Source organism: Algoriphagus terrigena DSM 22685 (genome assembly GCF_000429445.1).
GTDB lineage: Bacteria > Bacteroidota > Bacteroidia > Cytophagales > Cyclobacteriaceae > Algoriphagus > Algoriphagus terrigena.
On the sequence record NZ_AUBW01000003.1, the window covers coordinates 22,745 to 43,414 of the forward strand.

General features: G+C 48.5%; 16 protein-coding genes. 9 read left to right on the plus strand and 7 right to left on the minus strand.

Translation table 11 applies throughout. The features are described from left to right. Nucleotides 1–12: 12 nt before the first annotated feature. Together G459_RS0100080 and G459_RS0100085 are read left to right on the plus strand one after the other, a co-directional pair. On the plus strand, nt 13–1,851 hold the full coding sequence (locus G459_RS0100080; RefSeq protein ID WP_026965799.1) for a right-handed parallel beta-helix repeat-containing protein: 1,839 nt from the start codon (nt 13–15) through the stop codon (nt 1,849–1,851). A 207-nt stretch (nt 1,852–2,058) separates the two neighbouring features. Next, nucleotides 2,059–2,649 carry a DUF4142 domain-containing protein gene (locus G459_RS0100085; protein WP_084454281.1) on the plus strand — a complete coding sequence of 197 codons (591 nt, stop codon included), beginning with the start codon at nt 2,059–2,061 and terminating at the stop codon, nt 2,647–2,649. A 244-nt stretch (nt 2,650–2,893) separates the two neighbouring features. Here G459_RS0100085 and G459_RS0100095 read toward each other — a convergent pair whose 3' ends face one another. The 5 genes from G459_RS0100095 to G459_RS0100115 form a co-directional block, all read right to left on the minus strand. After that, nucleotides 2,894–4,051, minus strand: a complete 1,158-nt coding sequence (locus tag G459_RS0100095) for an esterase (protein WP_026965801.1) — start codon at nt 4,049–4,051, stop codon at nt 2,894–2,896. A gap of 22 nt (nt 4,052–4,073) precedes the next feature. Beyond that, the gene (locus G459_RS0100100; RefSeq protein WP_026965802.1) at nt 4,074–5,270 is read right to left on the minus strand and encodes an esterase; all 1,197 of its coding nucleotides are present in this window, start codon (nt 5,268–5,270) and stop codon (nt 4,074–4,076) included. A 115-nt stretch (nt 5,271–5,385) separates the two neighbouring features. Beyond that, nucleotides 5,386–7,728, minus strand: a complete 2,343-nt coding sequence (locus tag G459_RS0100105; protein ID WP_026965803.1) for an ABC transporter permease — start codon at nt 7,726–7,728, stop codon at nt 5,386–5,388. A gap of 525 nt (nt 7,729–8,253) precedes the next feature. After that, entirely contained in the window at nt 8,254–9,312 is a 1,059-nt protein-coding gene (locus tag G459_RS0100110; protein ID WP_026965804.1) for a hypothetical protein, read from the minus strand. Beyond that, nucleotides 9,305–9,934, minus strand: coding sequence for an ABC transporter ATP-binding protein (locus tag G459_RS0100115; protein WP_026965805.1), 630 nt, complete (start codon nt 9,932–9,934; stop codon nt 9,305–9,307). Before G459_RS0100115 ends, G459_RS0100110 begins: the two co-directional genes overlap by 8 nt. 202 nt (nt 9,935–10,136) lie before the next feature. Here G459_RS0100115 and G459_RS0100120 point away from each other — a divergent pair, with 202 nt between their 5' ends. Further along, complete coding sequence (locus tag G459_RS0100120; RefSeq protein WP_026965806.1) at nt 10,137–11,282, plus strand: acetyltransferase domain-containing protein; 1,146 nt, start codon at nt 10,137–10,139, stop codon at nt 11,280–11,282. A gap of 115 nt (nt 11,283–11,397) precedes the next feature. Here G459_RS0100120 and G459_RS0100125 read toward each other — a convergent pair whose 3' ends face one another. Beyond that, nucleotides 11,398–13,803: an ABC transporter permease gene (locus tag G459_RS0100125; protein ID WP_157373242.1), complete on the minus strand. Its 2,406-nt coding sequence runs from the start codon at nt 13,801–13,803 to the stop codon at nt 11,398–11,400. A gap of 620 nt (nt 13,804–14,423) precedes the next feature. Between G459_RS0100125 and G459_RS0100135 the strand changes: the two genes are divergently transcribed. Both G459_RS0100135 and G459_RS0100140 read left to right on the plus strand, forming a co-directional pair. Further along, nucleotides 14,424–15,089 carry a Tat (twin-arginine translocation) pathway signal sequence containing protein gene (locus tag G459_RS0100135; protein WP_245588098.1) on the plus strand — a complete coding sequence of 222 codons (666 nt, stop codon included), beginning with the start codon at nt 14,424–14,426 and terminating at the stop codon, nt 15,087–15,089. Nucleotides 15,090–15,099: 10 nt separating this feature from the next. Continuing rightward, a complete protein-coding gene (locus G459_RS0100140) occupies nt 15,100–15,513 on the plus strand; it encodes a DsrE family protein (RefSeq protein WP_026965809.1) in 414 nt (137 codons plus the stop codon). A gap of 184 nt (nt 15,514–15,697) precedes the next feature. On the opposite strand, the gene G459_RS0100145 is transcribed toward G459_RS0100140, so the two are convergent. Next, on the minus strand, nt 15,698–17,518 hold the full coding sequence (locus G459_RS0100145) for an alpha/beta hydrolase-fold protein (protein WP_026965810.1): 1,821 nt from the start codon (nt 17,516–17,518) through the stop codon (nt 15,698–15,700). 426 nt (nt 17,519–17,944) lie between these two features. Between G459_RS0100145 and G459_RS0100155 the strand changes: the two genes are divergently transcribed. The 4 genes from G459_RS0100155 to G459_RS0100170 all read left to right on the plus strand — a co-directional run bounded on the left by G459_RS0100155 (nt 17,945) and on the right by G459_RS0100170 (nt 20,342). Further along, entirely contained in the window at nt 17,945–18,526 is a 582-nt protein-coding gene (locus tag G459_RS0100155) for a Crp/Fnr family transcriptional regulator (protein WP_026965811.1), read from the plus strand. A gap of 79 nt (nt 18,527–18,605) precedes the next feature. Further along, nucleotides 18,606–19,439: a DUF2306 domain-containing protein gene (locus tag G459_RS0100160; RefSeq protein ID WP_051314994.1), complete on the plus strand. Its 834-nt coding sequence runs from the start codon at nt 18,606–18,608 to the stop codon at nt 19,437–19,439. Nucleotides 19,440–19,833: 394 nt separating this feature from the next. Then, nucleotides 19,834–20,070: a type II toxin-antitoxin system ParD family antitoxin gene (locus tag G459_RS0100165; RefSeq protein ID WP_026965813.1), complete on the plus strand. Its 237-nt coding sequence runs from the start codon at nt 19,834–19,836 to the stop codon at nt 20,068–20,070. Further along, complete coding sequence (locus G459_RS0100170) at nt 20,067–20,342, plus strand: type II toxin-antitoxin system RelE/ParE family toxin (RefSeq protein WP_026965814.1); 276 nt, start codon at nt 20,067–20,069, stop codon at nt 20,340–20,342. Before G459_RS0100165 ends, G459_RS0100170 begins: the two co-directional genes overlap by 4 nt. The last annotated feature ends 328 nt before the right edge of the window (nt 20,343–20,670 follow it).

Below are 20,670 nucleotides of genomic sequence, written 5' to 3' on the forward strand. Positions count from 1 at the left end.
ATCGCCGCCACAATGACCTTCAAGCCTGTGTTTTTCTTCTTGTCCCTCGTCCTGCTTACTTTTTCGCTGAGCGCGCAGGAAGTCTATGTCTCTCCGGGCGGAAGTGATTCCAATGACGGCACGAAGAAACAACCGTTGAAGACAATCCCAGCTGCTCAAAAACAGGCTTTGAAAATCCTCGAAGATGAAGAGGAGTCTGAGGTAACGGTTTGGATAGCTGGGGGAACTTACTCGATTTCGGAGCCGCTGATATTCCGGCCATTTGGCTCGGGGCAGCTTGTCTTCAAGGCTCAGGGAAACGAATCTCCCGTGATCTCTGGAGGAGTTGAGGTGTCCCGGTGGAGCAAAAACAACGAAGGACTTTGGGAGGCTCCGGTGCCGGAGATTTTAGCGGAGTCTGGCTTTCGCGAGCTTTTTATCTCGGGGAAAAGGGCCATTCGGGCCAGATTTCCCAATGAGGGTTTCCTCTATGTAAAGCAAGCGGGAGAAGATCGACGCACCAATTTCTATTTTGAAAAAGGCGACTTTCCCATTCCCTCGGCTACTGATGGGGTCGAGTTGGTCTTTCTTCACGACTGGTCGATCTCGAGAATCGGCGTCAAAAACATCAATGCCGATACGGATCAATTAGTGGCTGTGGACACGATCGGCGCGCGGTCGCCTGCATTTTTCACGATCGACAACTGGGAACCTAATCCCCGGTATTTCTTGGAAAATGCACCTGAATTTTTGGATGCAGACTATGAGTGGGTTTTTCTCCCCGATCAGAAAAAACTCCTACTGAAGCTTCCCGAGGGTGTAAATCCGGCTGATTTAGAGGTGACGATTCCTTTTTCCGAAGGACTGATTTCGATAATCGGACAAGAGGATCAGGTTGTGAAAAACATCCGCTTCGAAGGAGTCGCCTTCCAATACAGTAAATGGAACATTCCCGAAGAAGGCTATTGTGGCGTTCAGGCCTGTCATTTCGACCCACGGCCGGGCAACGGAGGCTGGGCGGTAGTGCCAGGTGCGATCTCTGCGGTCTGGGCGGAGAACATTTCCTTTGTCGGCTGCTCATTTCGGAATTTTGGCGGCTCAGGGATCTGGTTTGGGACAGGCTCCAAAAACTGCAAGGTGGTGGACTCTGAGCTTACGGATATCTCGGGCAACGGGATCATGATAGGAGAGGGGCAGGACAGGCTCGTCGACGGCCAGCCCTGGTGGAAGTCAGCGGCAGAGCAGGTCGCAGCTTCCAACACCATCGAAAACTGCACGATCTCCCGTGTGGGAGCGCAGTTTTACGGAGCCGTCGGAATCTGGGCTGGTCTGACAGCTCAGACTACGATCGCTTACAATGAGCTCTTTGACCTGCCCTACACGGGAATTTCGGTGGGCTGGATGTGGACTCCGCAGGCTACACCTTCGCGGGAAAATACCATTGTCGGAAATCACATACATGAAATCATGAACACACTCAGCGATGGTGGAGGGATCTATATGCTGGGCCTTCAGCCCGGAAGCAAGATTCTCGACAATCGGATCCATGATGTGAAAGTCAATGCCGGTCGAGCAGAAAGCAACGGGATGTTCCTCGACGAGGGTACCACGGATCTGCTTGTTGAGGGTAATCTGGTGTATGAGATTGCCAAGTCTCCGCTCCGCTTCCACCGGGCGACTACTAATTTGGTAAGAGGAAATTACTTTTTTACCCAAGAAAGCCATCCGCCGATCCGCTATAATACGACTCAGGAGACCGATATACAGAAGGTGGACAATCATTTTTTTCCGAAGGGTGACGCAGACTATCAGAAGACCCTGCGCAAGGCAGTGTCCAGATGGAAGAAGAAGGTGAAAAGGGAAAAGCGCTGAACGGGAGGTTTGAACCGGTGCAGTCTGAAGGAAGTCATTTCTGAAGTAAAAACATCCCGGGATTCTGTCGGTAGTGGGAAGTTTTCGCAACAGTGTGTAGGCATGCTACCCAACGTTTTTAGGGCAAAACGCGCTTAAAACGCCATATAGGCATACGGAACAGTCCTTGCACAATTCTCGGAGTACACTAAACCAACTAATTTTCTTATGAGAACAGTTAATCAAACCCTGCCCACATCTTCTATGCGAACTGCCTTGGTCAAGAGATCAGGAGCGGTATTGCTATCCGCATTTTGCCTGGTAGGCATGGCATCTTGCGATAATGAAGACGACGAGCCCATCGTGGATTCGGTGAGCGAACAAGACCGGAACTTCGCCATCTCATCTTCTCAGTTTATCAATGCTCAGGTGAGTATGGGACAATTGGCCCTTGCTAACGGAGAGGACGATTCGGTGATGGAATATGGCACGCTGCTCGTGAACGAAAACACGGAAAGCCAAACGGAGTTCAACGAAATAGCAGATTCAAAAGACATTGAAGTCTCCACGGATATGTCCGCTGAAATGCAGGCCAAATACGATGAACTGGCTGCGCTTCAAGGCGAGGATTTTGACAAAGCATTTATCCAGTTTCAACTGGATGCGTTGGAGAGCTCCAAGTCGATGTTCGAAAATCAGATCGATAACGGCGAGAACTTCACTGTCAAAGGGTATGCTGAAAAGACCCTGAGCATGATTAAAGCTCACAGAACCGAGGCAACTTTGGTGAAGACAGAAATCGGGTTGGAAGATATCTAAGACTTGATCAACCAACCTTTGAGCCGGTTTCCTTTGCGGGAGACCGGCTTTTTTTGTGGGTCTCAAATTCCCGCAGATTTATGGTTTGTGTAGCTTTTCTTTTTGCTGTACTGCTTCTTCGAAACTGCACGCGTGGAATTAGAGATCAAATGTTGCTTGGGGAGAAGCAGCATAACGAAAAAAAGCGCGGACCGATTTGGCCAGCGCTTTTCTTGTTTTATAGAACGGGTTAATTGTTTTTCGCTTAAAACAGCATCGGAGCAAACATCGACAGGTAAGTTCTCCAGTTGGCCCAGGTGTGGCCGCCTTCATTTTCGAAGTACTCATGCTCAAAGCCCGTCTTGTCCAGCATGGCAAGCAACCGCTTGTTGGATTCCATGACGAAATCCTCTTTGCCGCAGGCCACCCAGTACTTGGAAACGCCGCTGTCTTTTAACGCGATGAACTTTTTCTCCATCTCGGCCATATCGGCATTGGCGTCAAAGATTCCGCTGCTGAATACCCCAATGTAGCCGAAAGTGCCCGGATAGTTGATCGAAGCGGTGATGGTATGTCCTCCCCCCATCGACAAACCGGCAAGCGCGCGGTGGTCTTTGTCAGCCTTTACCCGGTAGTTCTTTTCGATATAGGGCACGACGTCTTCGACCAGGCTCTTTTCAAATTTACCCTGATACTGTGCACGGGTCTCCCGAGTTGGTACAGGTTGGCCCGGAATATTTCTCAGGGTGGAAGTCTGCCAGGCATTGCCATTGGTCATGACGACAATCATCGGCTTGGATTTGCCCGAAGCGATCAGATTGTCCAGGATCAGATTTGCTCTTCCCAAGGAAGTCCAAGCATCTTCGTCTCCGCCGGCACCATGAAGGAGGTATAGGACGGGATAGGAATCTTTGCCGCTGGCATATCCGGGAGGAGTGTAGACGTACATTCTTCTGTCTACTTCCAGCGAGGGGGAGTTGTACCACACTTGCGAAATGTCTCCGTGCGGTGTGTCATTCAACTGGAAGACTTCTGATTCTTCTCCCGGTACCATCAGCAAACTGGCATAGCGGGTGCCGTCACGCAATGCCTGAGAATTGGTCGGGTCGATCAGTGCGACTCCATCCACAAAGAAATTGTAGTGATACATCGAGGATGGCAGCGGATCGATGGTCAGGGACCAGACACCCTGTTCGCCCTTTGTGAGGGGTAACGTTGTGCCAAATCCCATCCAGCTTCCGTTGAGCGTGACTTCGGTTGCTTTTTCAGAAAGCACTCTAAAAGTCACCGAGTGATCGTCGGCAACTTCCGGCGAAACGACCCGGGGAGCCTGCATCGCGCTGATCTCCTGCGCTTGGGTGCTGGCGGAAACTCCCAGCAAAAGGAGGAAGGCCAGGCTTTTGAATAAATAGGTAAACTTCATGTCGTAATGGGTTGATTATTGGTTAATTGAAAAGCAGCGGCGCAAATTGGCTCAGGTACACTCGCCAGTTTCTCCAGATATGACCACCCTCGCTTTCTACATAGGTGTACTTCATCCCCATACTGTCGAGCTTGGCCCGGTATTCTTTGTTGGCGTCGTAGAGGAAGTCAGTCTTGCCGATGGCGATCCAATACAATTTGTAGCCATTGTCCATTTGCGCTTTGAGCGTCTGGTCAAAATTGCTATAAACCTTGCCTGTAGCGTCTTCACGCGCCATGATCGCCGCGGAGAATAAGCCTACGTAGTCGAACGTGTTCGGATAGTATCGGGAGATGTGGAGGGAATGATAGCCGCCCATGGAAAGTCCAGCAATCGCGCGGTGAGCTTTGTCGGCCTGCACCCGGTAGTTGCTTTCCACGAAAGCGATGATGTCCTGGAACGAACCTTCATAAGTTCCGTCCATAGTCTTGGCGACCATAAACTGCGGCTTGTAGAAGCCCATACTGCCCTCGCCCGGCGCTCCGTCCTGGATTACATTCCCGTTTGGCATCACCACGATCATCGGTTTGACTTTGCCTTCGGCGATCAGGTTGTCCATGATTTGAGCGGTCCTGCCGAGCGCAATCCAAGCTTCTTCGTCACCACCGGCACCGTGAAGAAGATAGAGCACGGGAAGTTTTTCGGTTGATTTTTCATATCCCGGAGGAGTGTAGATCGTGATTCTGCGATCCATTCCCAGTCCCGGAGAGTCATACCAGCGACGGGTGACGCTGCCGTGGGCAATGTCATTGGTTCGGTACAGATCCGCTTGTCCTTTGCCGACGATCAGGATATTGGTGACAGAGGCCACATCCCGGATCAGGAAAGGATTGCTCGGGTCGGTAGTGCTGAAACCGTCGACGATGAAGGAATAGCCGTAGAGTTCTGGCTTGAGCGGTTCGCTTTTATAGGTCCAGACGCCCTTGTCGTCTTTGGTGAGTTCAGCCTTTCCCGGGCCGTCGAAAGTTCCCCGAGGGGTTTCGATCTTCACGGTTGGGAGAAAGTCTCCGGTGATTTGAACCGATTTGGCGTTGGGAGCCGAAAGCCGGAACGTCACCGAGGAGTCGTCGTGAATCTCTGGTGAAGTGATCGGCTGGGCTCCAAATAGAGCTTCCTGTGCCTGAACCGAAAAGTTCAGCACGAGGAGGCAAATGAAGGTAAAGAGTAGGTTTTTGTTCATGGGTTGTTTTCTATTGTCTCAAAGTGGAAAAATAGAAAAACACCCAATAAATTCCTACGACTATTTTTCTACAGGGAGCTAGTCGATTGATAGTTGTGAGACGGATGAAGTTTTTTTACCCTTCGTTTTGCAATGAATCTACCGGATTGGTCCAAGCGGCCTTGAGTGTATGATAGCCGACTGAGAGGAAGGTCAGTCCGAGCATCAGGATGGCCGTTAGAAAATACAAAGTCCATCGAATCTCCGTATGGTAGGTAAATCCGTCGAGGAACTGGTCGACAAAGTACCAAGCCAGAGGAAATCCGATCAGCAGACTTGTCAAAACCAAGATGGCGAAGTCGCCGCAAAGCAGGACGGAAAGACTTCCCGCTGACGCTCCGAGGACTTTACGGATGCCGATCTCCTTGGTTCTAAGCTCTGCGGTAAAGGAAGCCAAACCAAAGAGTCCCAGTCCTGAGATCAAAATCGCGATAGCCGTAAAAGCCAAAGAGAGCTTTCCGATGACTTGCTCGCTCTGATATTCCCTGTCAAAAACCTCCTCAAGAAAACGGAATTCAAATGGATAATCGGGGTTCTGTTTTTTGAAGACTGTCTCGATCTGCTCCACCGCAGTAGCCATGGGAGCCTGGCCGGAGACCTTGATGAAGTAGTGGGAGCCCACATTTTCGGAGTACATAAAGATCATCGGCTCGATATCCAGCCTGAGATTGTCATTGTGAAAATCCTCCGTGACGCCCACGATTTGGCCTTTTCCATTCCACATCTCCAGCGCTGTCCCGACCGCCGTCTCAGGATCCAAGCCCATGGCTTCGGCGGCTTTTTTGTTGATGATGTAGTTGGATGCATCTTGCGCTCCGGCAAAGTTTCGGCCTTCGCTTAGTGGGATACTCAAGGTGGGAATGAACGCTTCGTCACAGCGGAAGATCTTGAAGTTGACGGTCGATTGGGATGGTTTTCCCGGCCAAACAGGATCGGGGGTGGTGATGGGAACAGAGAAGATACTGTTTCCGCCAAAGGCGATGCTTTCCACTCCCGGTAGCTGATTCAGCTCGTTTTTGATGCCCGCGTAGTTCTTGACGATGCCCTCGTTTTGATCGACGACGAGGATGTTTTCCTTGTTGAAACCGAGATTACGCTCGCTGATATAAGTGATCTGCTGATAGACGGCAACGCTTCCTACGACCAGAATCGCCGAGGTCGCAAACTGCGCTACGACCAACACTCGCCGCAAGCCAATGCCGCTAAGCATGGAGCGACTGTCACCTTTCAAGACTTTGATCGGGTTAAATCCAGACAAAACCAAGGCAGGGTAGCTTCCCGAAAGTACGCCGGTTAGCAGGGTAATGGATACAACTCCGAGCAGAAAAACCGGATTCGTCAATTCCAAGCTGACGGATTTTTTGGTCAGGTCATTGAAAAAAGGAAGAAGCAGCTGCACCAGCAAAACGGCAAAAATCAAGGCAAACCACGAGAGTAGGATTGATTCCAAGATGAATTGGACGATCAGCTCGGATCGGTTTGCGCCGATGGATTTACGGATGCCAACCTCACGTCCGCGTGTGCCGGCTCGGGCGGTGGCGAGGTTGATGAAGTTGATGCAGGCCATGACGAGGATCAGCAGGGCGACCGTGCCGAAGAGATAGACCTGCTCGATTCTACCGCCGGCGTTCACTCCATTCTCAAATTCGCCGTGAAGTCGGAGGTTTTGATACGGAAAAAGAAAGGACCTGCTGGTACAGTCGGCGCAGTTACTTTGGATCAGACCGGCGATCTTCGAATTGGGGATTGGGCTGTTTTCCCGAAGCAAAACTGCAGTTCGGGAACCGCCAGCCTGCCAGTTTTCCATCCAGGGATTTTCCCGCAGGTACAGCTCAAAGGGCGCTACAAAATCAAACTGAAGTGTGGAATTGACGGGTAAGTTTTCGAAGACTCCGGTCACGGTCAGCTCTTGGTTTTGATTGAGAGTGACGGTCTTTCCGATGGGGTTTTCCTGAGGGAAAAGCTTTGCCGCCAAGTCTTCCGAAAGGACGATTGTATTCAGTTCTCCGAGATTTCCTTTGGAAAAAGGAACCCTGAAAACCTCAAAAAAGGCCGAGTCCGCAAAAATCCCGGTTTCGTTAAACCCTTCCGATTGGTTCTTCACCAGCAGATCTGTCTCAAAGCTGTATCGAGCCGCCGCTTCGATCTCGGGGATCTCGTTCACCAGCACGTCTTTGAGACTTGCCGATGGCACTGGGTGCGTCGAAATGCTGCCATCGGGCAGTTTGGAGTTGATCATCACGCTATAGATCCGATCAGTGTTGGGCAGAAACCGGTCGTAAGACACCTCATCGAGAATCCAAAGCAGGATAAAAATACTTACTGTGATGCCGGAGGTCAGGCCGAGGATATTGATCAGCGCATAGCCTTTGTGCCGAAGCAGATTTCTAAATGAGGTCTTTAGGTAGTTTTTCCACATAGGTTTTTCATGTTTGGAGAGAAGCTCCGTGTCTCTTCCAAGCCAATTTTCAAGGCTAAAGCTATGCCTGAACTAACTAGCTCAATTTGGATGGAAAGGCCTAATTGAAGAGACTATTCATCTTTTGACGAACAAAAATGTCCGATTTTGGGAAAAATCCCTACAGACACATCTCAATGAAAACTTTTAACCTCACTTCCAAGCGTCTTTGAAAACCGTATTTTCTTCAAGGCTATTTTGAAGGAAATTTCTTTGCGGTTAAAAATCTCCCACAGATTCCCACAGAAAAGGACACAGATTTTCGCAGATTAACCATTCGTTTTGGCAAACAAAAAAGCTTTAGCTTTTTCTCCTGTACTCTTGAAAAAGGTCCGAAAGAAGAAGGAGGGTTTAAGTTCGAGACATGATCAAGCCTAACTATTCTTCTTCTCTGGGTGCTCTGTGGTAAAAAATCCTTCGCGGGACTTAATTTGATTTCTCAAATTGAAGAGGAGGTTTGTTTTAAGTACAGTTTTTCAATTGGAATTAGAGTTGAAAAGGAGATCGGATCTGCGAGGCAAAGAAAAGGAGAGATCCCAGCACAGGAAAAATCCAAGGCACTCCAAATAGAATCAACAGAAAGCTACCGAAGAACAGGCCTACGCCGAATTGAAAAAAGGAATTGCCGGGGAACCTGTAGACCAATCCTTGCAGGGCCAAAACAAGGGAGATCAGAAATAGCGGCAAGGAAATCAGCATATCCAAGCCGGATTGTTGTCCTCCTTTCAGCAGGAGAAACAGCAACTCCGGAAATAAGACCAAGACTAAAGTCCCAAGATGGGTCAGCATCTTTTGAGTGAACGGTCGGGGCAGATTTCTGAACCATTCCATTCGGCTGTTTTCAAACTCACTCTTCTCCATCAGGATAGGAATCTGGAAGAACGCAACACATAGGACTCCAAATTCCAACCAGCGGTGATCGTAGCTTCCTGACCGGAAGGATAGGAAAAATCCGTTGAGCAAAAGCAAGCTCAGGCCTTTGGTCAGCAGCAGGAGAATCGGACGGTTTTGGCGGAGTTCCAGCGCAAACCAAGTGATCCGGGGTAGTGCTCCCTTCCATCGAGGACGTATCAAAACAGCTTCCTTGAGTGGCTTGCAAAGGTGTCGGCGAATCAACCAGATCGATATTCCCAACGCGAATAAGACAACAAGCCACAGGGTAGCAAGGAGCGTCCAGGCATTTTTTTCCAATCCAAAATAGCTCAGGAAGGCCAAATAGCCAATGAGAATCAAGTGGTTGGAGAGCAGGATGACCGTCCAGCTTTTTCCGAAAATCCGGAAAGGAAGGAGCGCCGTATGGTGAAAGAACCGATATTCCCGAGTCCGGAGAATCAGCAGTTGAAATCTAAGGTGAAATCCAGCGTAGAGCAGAAACCCGAAAGGCAGGATGGAAAAAGCCAGGGGATGCTCAAAGAGAAATTTACCTAAAAGGATGTGTTGCTTAAGCTCCATGAAAACTCCCCCAAAAACCAAAGCCAAAACCCAAAAACCGAGCAGGCTTCGGTAGAATGGGATGACGAAGGCTTTGAATTCAATGTCATTCATGGGAAAGGAGCTTGCCCGTCTCAAACACGAGTTTGGAGGTAAAGGAGAGATGATCCAAGGGGTTTGACTGGTGGGAGGTGAGCAGGAAGCTCACGCCGGATTTGCTTTGCTCCAGGATCAAGTCCGTCAGTATCTCCTGAGTCGAGACGTCAATGGTGGTGAATGGCTCGTCGAGGATGATCAGGCTGGGTCTTCCCAAGAATGCGAGAAGAAGAGCGGTCTTTTTGAGCATGCCCGAGGAATACGTTCCGACTGGATAGCTGGAGAATTTCCCAACTCCGAGTTTGTCCTTCAGGGTCTCAATTTGGAGCTTTTCAGCATTCTTGGACGCAGCGACCACTTGAATGATATCGTTGGCATTGAGGAACTCGGGAAAAACGGGTTCGGCTTCGGCATAGCCAATCTTCATCCGGTAGGCCAGAGGGCTTTTGCGTAGGGAGATTCCGCCCAGCGCAATTTCTCCCTCAGAATCATGGATGCCGGCCAATGCCTTCAGGAAGGTGGATTTGCCCGAGCCATTCTCTCCCTGAATCAGGTGAATTCCCTGTTGTAATTCCAATTGATCCAAGGTGAATTGAAAGCCAGAAGGATACTTTTTTCTAAATCCGGAAACAGAAAGCATTGACGCCATTTTGAGAATTATAGATAGGCAATTTGGCGGAAATCAGAATATATCTCAGGTTAAATGATTTTAAATCAGAACACTCGGGAAGTCATGTATTATCAAGATTCAATATTAAGCTCGTAATTTTTGCTACAATGTTGCATTTCTAATGTTGATGCCACAATATTGCATTTTAAAAATAACGGGAAATACCAGCCAGATGAAATTGCTCGCAAGATCAAATCGAATCTCTTCTATAGATGTGTTACGGGGCTTGGTGATGCTGATCATGCTCGTGGATCATGTGCGGGAGCGTTTTTATCTGCATCATCAAGTTGCCGATCCCATGGTAGTTTCGGAGACTGAGCCTGGGTTGTTTTTCACGAGGCTGTCAGCCCATCTTTGCGCTCCAATCTTTGTGTTTTTGACGGGGCTTGCCGCCTGGCTGTATGCCCATCCTGCAGATGGCGCACCGAGGTCAGCGAAGGGTTTCCTGCTAAAGCGCGGCTTTTTTCTCGTTTTTCTGGAACTCACGCTGATCAATCTTTCCTGGTTTGGGACGTATGACCGACTCTATCTCCAGGTGATCTGGGTGATTGGGCTTTGCATGATCGTCTTGGCTCTTGCTAGCAACCTGCCCAGATATTGGATAGGAGGAATCGGGTTTTTGATCGTGTTAGGGCACAATCTGCTGGATCCGATAGCCTTCAGTCCCGGAGAATTCGGATACGGAGCCTGGACGATTCTGCATGATCGGGGATTCCTCGTGCAGGGTGGTGCGCTCGATGTGAAGATCTCCTATCCTGTATTGCCTTGGTTTGGGGTGATTTTCCTGGGCTATTTTGCCGGATCTCTTTTTGGGAAAAAGATCGATGTGGAGCGTAGGACGAAGATTTTGCTGGGATTGGGAGCTAGTAGTCTCTTGCTCTTGACGGTGCTGCGGGGTTTCAATCTGTATGGTGAGCGTCAAGACTGGCTGGTGCAGCAGGACACTTTGCACACGGCGATGGACTTTCTGAATTTCACCAAGTATCCACCTTCGCTGGACTTTCTGCTGCTGACCCTTGGTATAGGTTTTCTTTTGTTGGCATGGTTTGAACGCGCAGATACGGGTTGGAGTCGCGTGTTACGTGTATTCGGATCTGCGCCGATGTTCTTTTACGTAGTCCACCTTTACGTATTGTTGATAGCGTATTTGATGTTTGTTAGACTGCTTGGGGATGAGTCCAGGGAGTATCTTGGCTTTGATCAACTTTGGCAAGTCTGGCTGACAGCGGGGGTGTTGGCTGTGACTTTGTACTTCCCGACGAGATGGTTCAGGGATTATAAGCGAAAGAGCCCGCTGGAGATTTTGAAATATTTCTGAGCAGATCCCTCCTTTTTTTAAGTGTGACTAAATATCTCTTTTCAGAGTAACGGGAGATGCTCCCTTTCTGAATGCCGGTTACCTATTAGAACCACCGATTTAAGCTGGCAGCGATTTATTCCGCATGCAGCGTGTCCACAGGATTAGCCAGCGCCGCCTGCACCGAGCGGTAGCTGACGGTCAGCAGCGCAATACCCATACTGACGCCCAAAGCGGCGATGAACAGGGCAGGCCCCATTGAGATCCGATAGGCAAATTCTTGCAACACTTCGCCCATGACGAACCAGGCAATTGGCATCGACAGGGCAAAGGCGATCAGGATCAAACGGATAAATTCCTTGGAAAACAGCCAGACGATGGATGGAGCAGAGGCTCCCAGTACCTTTCTGACGCCCACTTCTTTTTGTCGGTTGTTGGCCATGAAAGTCGCCAGTCCAAACAAACCCAAGCAACCGATAAAGATGGCGATGCCTGCAAAGAAGGCCAATAAGCTGGTGGTTTTTCGCTCACCTCGAAACAGATTGCTGACGTCGTCCCGGACGAAGCTGTATTCGAAGAGATGTTGCGGATAGGCCTTTTCCCAGATTTCCTCTACCTGGCCGAGTTGCTGCTGGACCTGAGCGCCGGTCAGTTTGAGGGAAATGGTCCGATAGCTGTCCAAGCCGTTCATCAGTAACAGGGGACTGACGTTATCGCCTGGTGAGGTGGAATTGAAGTCCTTCACAACCCCGTTCACATGCAGAAGATTGCCCCAAAGGTCGATTTCCTGACCTACGAAGTCGGAATAATCTTCGAAGCCGGCCGATTTGGCAAGACTTTCATTCACAACGACTCCGCTTACCGTATCAAGATCCGCCAATCCGGTGCCTGCCAGGATTTCCAATCCAAACAAGGCGATGTAGTCTCCATCTGCTTCTTTGATCTGAGTATTGATGAGTTCATCGGAGCCGGAGAGGTTGATGCTGGTGCTGAGGACACTGTTGGCAGCGGGCGCTGTTCGACTTAGGCTGGCAGCTTCCACTCCGGGAATCCGCATCAGTTCAGCTTTTAGAGTTCGCTTGTCCGTCTGTCCCATCGTGGAGTCGGACTCATCGGTGGCCGGGATAGGAATGTTTACAATTGCCTCTTGCACAAAACCCAAATCCCGCTGCTGCATATGGCGGAACTGCGCGTAAATGACCAAGGTAGAGATGATGAAGAACTGAGAAATAAAGAACTGGGATACAATCAGCGTACGTCGAATCGTATAGCCGGAGCCCCGGGAAACTGAACTTCCATGGATCACGTGCCCAGGACGCAATCCCGAGATGACCCAGGCCGGATAGAGTCCGGATAGGAGTGTGACACCTCCCCAAATAACAGCGAAGTAGAGCCAAATCCCCCAGTCAGAGGTCAGAGACAAACTAAGAGACAGATCCATGTAGCTGTTGACTACAGGGAGAAGTAGCTGGGTGGCTAGCAGGGAAAGAAGACATGCGCTAAGCGTCACCATCGACGACTCGGTCAGGATTTGGGCAATGAGTTGACCTCGTGTACTTCCCAGCACTTTTTTGATCCCGATCTCCTTGGTGCGGTTGACCGCTGAGGCGGTCGAAATATTGATGAAGTTGATGCAGCAGGTGAGCAAGAGAAACAGTCCGATCGCGGTGAATGCGATCTTGGCGGCGGCAGGCATTTTCGAATTGTAGTTCCCAACCCGCATGTCGGAATGAAGCTCATCAAGAGGCTGGATCAGAAAGTGCTTTCCCTGAGGATTTTCGTTGCCCTTTCCATAATGCTTCTCGACTAAGGCGTTCAGCCCGGCTTCCACAGACCCCAGACCCGCATCTTGGCTCAGCAAAAAATAACAGTTGTCCTCATCCGAAAGCCCGTCCCAGGCCCCGGGTTCTTTTTGTGATCGGATGGACTCAAAGGAAAGCATCAACTCAAACGGAAGGTCTGTCGCGGTGGGGAAATCGGCCAGCAATCCTTCGATTTGGTAGGGTTGATTGTTGTACAGGATTTCTTTGCCGATGACTTCCCGGCCGCCAAAATATTTCTCGGCCCATCGCAGAGAGATCAGCGCTTTGTAGGGTTCGGTGAGGATTTTCGAAGGATCCCCGACGAGGATTTCCCGGTCGAAAATCTTGAAAAATGCGTTTTCGGTGAAAACGACGCCGTTCTTTTCTTTGAAGCGGTCAACCGTCCCGTCGGACTTCACCACTCCCAGCAGACTGTTTTGCTTGTACACTGTGGTCACCGCCTTTTGTATCTCCGGTACTTCGGTCTTCAGCTCCACCGCCAGACTGGCGGGGACAGACTGGACGAAGGAGAGTCCGTTGGAGCTATTTTCTCCGGATATCACCCGATAAATCCGGTCTTTCTGCGAATGGTGTTGGTCGAATTGCAACCCTTGCCTGACGATCAAAAAAAGCAGCAAACTTCCAGTGATCCCCAACGTCAGCCCCGCGATATTGGTAATGGAATTGGCGCGTTCGCGAAAAAGTGTCCTCAGGGCAGTGATAAGATGATTTCTAAACATGGCAAGTGCAACTTTATTTTGGAGTTGGCTTGCCAAGCAAAGGCCAGAAAAAATGGCCTTTCAAATCAAACAGACAATCATTGAAAAGGAAGGTACTGTTCGGCAACGATTTATTTTGTTCCTCAGCGGACAAAGAGGAGTCTGGTGACATCTGTTTGGGAATTTGTCTTTGGGCAGAATCACAGCCAATTTGTAGGTCTGGTTTTTTCTGTTTTTCCAGCCGATTGAAATCCACTTTTTGCTACAAGGTTATGAGATTTACAGGGGAATATTTTATTCTTTTATACTAAAATATAATGCTATAAATATCTGAATATCAAAATTTTAGTATTGAATTTTAGACTGGAAAAAAGTACCTTTTTTGTCATTTCGACCGCGTTGCCGGACCAGTGGCTTAGCGAGTGGCCTTCCGCTTTTTATTTGCGGATAATTCTTAAGGTTTTGGCCCCGTTTTGAAAAGGGCCAGACCTATCTGCTGACAGTTTTAGTGAAGTTTTTACGCATTGATTTTCTCAAAAGTTGGAGTTCCGAGTCAATTCAAATCGATGGTCTTGGCCTCGTCAAGACTATTCGGACAGTACAAAATCCTGTTTTAACCCAAAAATCAAATGAAAGACAGCATGACAAACACAAGGCGTGACTTCCTCAATACACTGCTATTGACTGGAGCCGCAGGAGGGATGACCTCACTTATTTCTCCCCATCTGGCGATGGGCGGTACCACACCTGTTTCGGCGAGCGAAGCGGAGGAGTGGTTTAAGAAGATCAAAGGTGAACATCGGGTCGTGTACGACGGATCGACGCCCCACGATGGATTTCCGATCATTTGGAACTGGGCTTTTTATCTATCCAACAACCAGACAGGATCTACTGACAGTGATATCACGGCCATGACGGTGCTGAGGCATTCTGCAATCCCCTTTGCCTTGAAAACCGAACTTTGGGAAAAGTATCAGTTGGGTGAATTTGTGGGGGTCAATGATAAACAAACCCAAAAGCCATCCCTGCGAAATCCTTATTATGAACCTATGGCTGGCGATTTTCCCGTTCCGGCCATTCAGGGTATAAAGGATCTCCAGGCGAGAGGAGCTCTCTTCTGCGTCTGCGACTTGGCGTTGAATGTGTACAGCGGCATGAAGGCAACCCAGATGGGCGCGGATCCGGCAACTGTCTATGCGGAGTGGAAGGCTGGTGTTTTGCCGGGAATCCAGGTCGTGCCGTCAGGGGTATGGGCTTTGGAAAGAGCCCAAAAGAACGGTTGCGCCTACATTTTCGCAGGCAATTAAGGACTGATCGATGAAAACTTGGTTATTGAGCGCGTGCTGTTTTCTGATCCTGAGCGTCGGATTTGCACAACAGGCACCTGTGAAGATTGTTTTTGACGTGACCAGTGGGGATTCTACGGTTCATCAGGCAGTGGTCCGTCATGTGTCGATGATGGCTGAGGCCTATCCCGGATCACAGTTTGAAGTGGTGATATACGGAGGGGCGATTGATCTGGTCAGCAAAGACCGCTCGGTGGTGTCCAATGAGGTACAGAAACTGGCCGCGAATCCTAATATCAAATTTGCTGTCTGCGAGATTACCATGAAGAAATACCAGGTGGAATCCACCCAACTTATCCCCGGAGTGATTCACGTCCCGGATGGGATTTTGGAGATCTACAAAAGGCAGCAGGAGGGCTGGGGTTATATCAAGGAAAGCAAGTAGGCACTTCAAAATTAGCAACTTTCAAACGGAGGACCGCAAGGTGGATTCAGACTGATTGACGTCTTCTTTACAAGCCTGGATTAATAAAGCCAATTTTGGGGGCTGCTTACCGGACAAGCCGAACAAATTATTTAAAAAGAAAAGGTCCTGCAAACGGAGGACCTTTTCTAGTTAACAGACTAGTTCAATCCATATTTTTCTTTTCCACTACCCATCCCGGGGATTGAGCCAATCCCGGAGTCTTTCCGGTGAAGAGTTTGCCAGCCTCCTGGTCGTCCTTCAGCTGCCACTTGTACCAAGCTTTAGCTACTCTGGCAAATTCGCCGCCGTAAGGTTTGCCATACGTGCCACCATGCCCCACATCCAGATTGCCGACAAACACAGGAACATGGTTGATCCGCGAGAAATCATCCATTCCATTGCCATAAGCGATGTCAGACTTGCCTCCTAAAAGGTAAAGTGTCGGGACTTTAATGTTCTTCAGTTGCTCTTTGGTGACTTGTGGCATGCCCGGCATTCCTCCGCCATTTCCCAACACACCGCTGTTGAATACCCCAACAGTGGTGATCCGCGGATCGCCGGCCACTTCCAAGGTTTGCAAGCCGCCACAAGACATGCCGCTCACTGCAATGTTTTCGATGTCGATCTTTTGGTAGTAGGGACTTTTTGGGTCAGCATTTTGAGCAATCGCCCAATCGATCGCATCCAATAACTTATGCGATTTGGAGCGCACATCGGTTTGCTTTGGCATCGTGCCGATCGCAATCACCAGGAAGCCATGAGAGGCCACTTCATTGAGGAAGTTGACATGCTCAAAAGGGGAGTCAAAGCAGGCCCCATTGCCCCAGGAGATGATTGGAAGCTTGTTGGTACTTCCGAATTTTGACAAATCCTGAGGTTGGAAAACGGTATGGCCAGGCAAAGAAGCCGCACTGGTCATGACAGCAGGATAGCTTCCAGTCCCGCCATTTTCGATGGTTTGCGATTGGAAAACGAGGTTTTCGGAGAAAAAGGGAAGCGCCTTGGTCTGAATCCGCTCAGCGATGCGGTTGAGGTGATCGCCTTCATAGCTTTCGTACTGATGCGGGATTTGGTATGCGTTCAGGAGTTCATGCAGCTTTTTGGTGGACGCGCTGATGCCTTGATCCTGCAAGCCTGCGTCCATGCCAATGGCCTTCAGTTTCTTCAGGTTGGGAATGTATTGATCGACAATCGAAAGGGTTCGGTTGGCGATGATCTTATTGGCAACATCTTGCTGCGGCTCTCCATCTTTTGCAGGAAGATCGAGGTAGAAAGGAGGGTTTTGTGGATTGGGGGCAAAGGCCGCTGAAGTGGCCAGCGTCGCTATTTCAAAGAAGGAAGCTCCCTGCAATTGATCAAGCGTGAAGCCTTCCAGCTTGGTGATCAATTCTGCATTGGTGGTAGCTCCACCGTCCATACAGCAGGGACTGAGTGCGTAGATGGAGGAAAAAACCTCCGGATATTTCATTCCCAAGCGCATTGTACCGTATCCTCCCATGGAATGTCCGGCCAGGCCTCTACTTTCTTGTTTGGCTAACGTCCGATAATTCTTATCAATGTGGGCAACCAACTCTTTTGCAACAAAAGTCTCCCAGTCGCCCACGGTTGCCGAGCTCGCGTACATGCTTCCCTTGAAGCGGTTGTAGGCGTTGGGCATGACGACAATCATTTCATTGGACAGGCCTTCGGCCAAGGATTGCTCGATCACAGTTTGAAGATTGATCCAGTGATCCTCCCAGCCAAACCACTGGGAATCGGTGTCAGTAAAGCCGTGCAGCATGTAAAGCACAGGATATCGGCTATCAGGATTGGAAGCGTAGGAGGGAGGCAGGTAAACCGTCACGTCCCGATCAGTCGGGTCTCCAATCAGGTTGCCTTCGAGGGCAGTGCTGTGGAGTTTGATGCGCTCTTTGGTGCCTTTTTGCGCGAAAGTAAAACTGACGCTCAAAAGAATAAGAGCGGTAAACAGGAAAAGCTTCTTCATAGGTTAATGGGTTTAGGTCAGGACTAAAAATAGGTTTTATCCTGAGATTGGCCAAGAGGGAGTTATTCGACACAAAGATTAGGGTGAATCAGATCCGCGCCTGGGACAACCGCCGGTTTTTGGAAAAACTCGAAAAACTCAATTCTGGAAAAGCCTTGAAAATCAGAGGAAGCTGGGGGCCGTGATGGTTTTTCAAGACTTTGGCCAATTGCTCTTAGCGGGATGACAAGGATGGGAAGAGGCCAATTGCGAACTTACTAGGATTGAAAAGTAAAATTGCAGTTTCACCTAGCGTCTTGAGAAACATCAAATGTAAAAGCGAATTGCCACTTCTACGGACGGCAGCATCGAAACAAGACATCTAGGTTTGGAAGAAAAGAGTGCTGAAATTGGATTCCTAACGCTAAGAGAGATAACTGCTAAAGTATGGATCGCTATTTCGACGAAATGTTTGCCTACATCAATCTAATCTGGGACATCCCAGAAGGAGATAAGGAGGTCTGTCGGCTGTTTTTCAAGCCGATTCGGGTGAAAAAGGATACCCTTTTGGATGTGGCCGGGAAGATTCCGAACTATCACAATTTCATCGTGTCAGGTTATATGAGAAATTTTCATCTGGATGAAAAGGGAAACGAAGTCACGGTGGATCTGAACGACGGCCCTAGATTTTTTACCTCTTATTACCATTTTATGAATCGCTCTATTTCCAATGAAAATCTTCAATGCGTGACCGATTGCGAGATTTTGAGGATCTGTCGCGACGACGTGGATCGATCTGCGGAAATGGGCGAGACCCAAAAAGACTACACGATCAAAGTACTTCAGCAAAAAATGGAGCAGGAGAAAGAGCGAATCCATGACATGGCTAACCTCAACGCCGAGCAACGCTATTTGAAGTTGCTCCGAAATCAGCCTAATATCATCCGGAATTTCCCCCTGAAATATATCGCGTCGTATCTGGGGATCAAGCCCGAAAGCCTCAGTCGGATTCGGAAAGAAATTACTTAACAATTGTTAGGTGCTGATGCGGACAGACCCAACTAGATTTATGAAATAGACTATTTCATACCTAGTTAACCTGAGCATTTTGAGCACCACTAGTTTTACCCAAAAATTCCCGAGCCCGTCGGCTTCCTCAGTTTCCACCCGCATTTTTGATCTTTCTACCAAAGTTTGGTTTACCGTGATCGTGATTGGTCAAATGACTTTTGCCTACTATATCATTCGCTTGTATGGATCGTCGGTCCTGCAGGGGAATTTGGAGGGCTGGAACGCAATGACTTCGCATGGGTATGTGCCCAGCGATCTGATGGGAAATATCGTATTTGGAGCGCATATTTTCTTTGCTGCGGTCATTACGATCGGTGGGCCAATTCAACTTTTGCCACAAATCAGAGCGAGAATCCCTCGATTTCACAGGATCAACGGCAGACTCTATATCGGATCTGCGTTTTTGATCAGTTTGGCAGGACTCTATCTTGCCTGGATACGAGGTGCCGCAGGCGGGCTGACGGGTTCGATTTTTATCACGATCAACGCACTGATCATTCTCACCTGTGCCTACTTTGCCATCCGGTATGCGATCCAAAGAAACCTGGAGATTCACCGGCAATGGGCCATTCGATTGTTTCTGGCGATGAGTGGGGTTTGGTTCTTTCGGGTTTTTTTGATGCTTTGGCTTGTGATCCATCAAGCTCCGGTTGGCTTTGATCCGGAGACTTTTCAAGGGCCCTTTTTAAATGCACTGAGCATGTTCGTCTATATTTTACCCCAGGTTTTTGCTCAGATTTATTTTCGTGCCAAAGCAACCTTATCCACTAAATTCAAGATCGTAGCCTCGGTGGGACTGATCAGCCTAACATTGGGGATTATTGTGGGTGTTTTTGGGGCGACAATGGGACTGTGGCTGCCCGTGCTTTAAGGTTTCTCACACATTCTAGGATGAGAATGAGATGCTCTGAGCCTAAACTTTCGCTCAAATATGAGGGAGAATAAGTGCTGTTTTTGAGAATTTGACAGGAGCAGGGATTTGCTATTCACTGCAAATCCGAGAGGTTAAAAGAGTAAAAAGCCAATTGTAAATTGGTAAAAACGGGCTGGGTGGAATTACAAATCCCACCCAGCCTTTTGGAACTCATCTACTCCTAGATGGAAGAAAAAAATCGGGAAACTAACTTTGGCAGTGCTACTCGAGGTTTGAAACCTCGAGAACTTATCAAAGGACTTTGAATCCTGAAATGTAAGTCGTTACTAAAAAAAAAATCTCTTGAAATCGATGCATTATTGGTGCATATTTACATCAAACGCTAATAACGATGGGGAGACAAAGTATTTCTCTGACAGAGCCAAATGATCAATGGCTTCAGGAGCAAGTAGCCAGTCAAGAGTATGCCAGCAAAAGTGAATTGGTTAATGAGCTGATCCGCCAAGAGCGAAAACGTCAAGAAGAAATCGATTGGCTCCGATCAGAATTGATCAAAGGTGAGCAAAGTGGGTTTTCCACGAAATCCAAGCAGGACATTTTAGCTTTGGCTAAAGAAGGACTTAGATGAATTATCGATTAAGCCAAGAGGCCGAGGATGATTTAATCCGGATCTATCGATTTGGATTTTATCGTTTTGGAGAGGCTCAGGCAGATCGGTATTTCGAGGCTCTTTATTTGTGTTTTGACCAAATTGCAAAAAATCCAGAGCAATATCCAACAGCGGATCGAATTCGTCGCGACTATCGATTTTGCGTTCTCGGTCCGAACACCATCTACTTCAAAGTTGAAAACCAGGGAATTGTTGAGATTATTCGAATTATCGGTAAACAGAATTTTTGAATCCGATTTGTGAGGATGCGTACTTGGTGCAAAATTACACCAAATTAATAAAAATAAGGGAAGACAAAGTGTCGCAATCATAGCACTAAATGATCATTTGCTGCGAGAATTAGTGGCAAGGAAAGAGTATGCAGGCAAAAGGAAAGTCGTCAACGAGCTAACCTGTATATTGTTTTTTTTTCAAACTAGCTTAGCATATTGGAATTCGCAATTAGTTATCAGTATGGTTTTGTATTTTAGTTGAAATTATGAATAGTTTTAAACCTTATCTATTTAGCTTACATAGCTATTTAAGTTTGATCGACAATCATTACGTTGAGGGTAGATA

Excerpts from the sequence above, each read along its gene's own strand:
- G459_RS0100125 (WP_157373242.1), bottom strand. The coding sequence starts at position 13,803 with ATGTTTAGAAATCATCTTATCACTGCCCTGAGGACACTTTTTCGCGAA.
- G459_RS0100135 (WP_245588098.1), top strand. The coding sequence starts at position 14,424 with ATGACAAACACAAGGCGTGACTTCCTCAATACACTGCTATTGACTGGA.
- G459_RS0100080 (WP_026965799.1), top strand. The coding sequence starts at position 13 with ATGACCTTCAAGCCTGTGTTTTTCTTCTTGTCCCTCGTCCTGCTTACT.
- G459_RS0100140 (WP_026965809.1), top strand. The coding sequence starts at position 15,100 with ATGAAAACTTGGTTATTGAGCGCGTGCTGTTTTCTGATCCTGAGCGTC.
- G459_RS0100155 (WP_026965811.1), top strand. The coding sequence starts at position 17,945 with ATGGATCGCTATTTCGACGAAATGTTTGCCTACATCAATCTAATCTGG.
- G459_RS0100110 (WP_026965804.1), bottom strand. The coding sequence starts at position 9,312 with ATGAATGACATTGAATTCAAAGCCTTCGTCATCCCATTCTACCGAAGC.
- G459_RS0100095 (WP_026965801.1), bottom strand. The coding sequence starts at position 4,051 with ATGAAGTTTACCTATTTATTCAAAAGCCTGGCCTTCCTCCTTTTGCTG.
- G459_RS0100145 (WP_026965810.1), bottom strand. The coding sequence starts at position 17,518 with ATGAAGAAGCTTTTCCTGTTTACCGCTCTTATTCTTTTGAGCGTCAGT.
- G459_RS0100105 (WP_026965803.1), bottom strand. The coding sequence starts at position 7,728 with ATGTGGAAAAACTACCTAAAGACCTCATTTAGAAATCTGCTTCGGCAC.
- G459_RS0100165 (WP_026965813.1), top strand. The coding sequence starts at position 19,834 with ATGGGGAGACAAAGTATTTCTCTGACAGAGCCAAATGATCAATGGCTT.
- G459_RS0100115 (WP_026965805.1), bottom strand. The coding sequence starts at position 9,934 with ATGCTTTCTGTTTCCGGATTTAGAAAAAAGTATCCTTCTGGCTTTCAA.
- G459_RS0100085 (WP_084454281.1), top strand. The coding sequence starts at position 2,059 with ATGAGAACAGTTAATCAAACCCTGCCCACATCTTCTATGCGAACTGCC.
- G459_RS0100170 (WP_026965814.1), top strand. The coding sequence starts at position 20,067 with ATGAATTATCGATTAAGCCAAGAGGCCGAGGATGATTTAATCCGGATC.
- G459_RS0100100 (WP_026965802.1), bottom strand. The coding sequence starts at position 5,270 with ATGAACAAAAACCTACTCTTTACCTTCATTTGCCTCCTCGTGCTGAAC.
- G459_RS0100120 (WP_026965806.1), top strand. The coding sequence starts at position 10,137 with ATGAAATTGCTCGCAAGATCAAATCGAATCTCTTCTATAGATGTGTTA.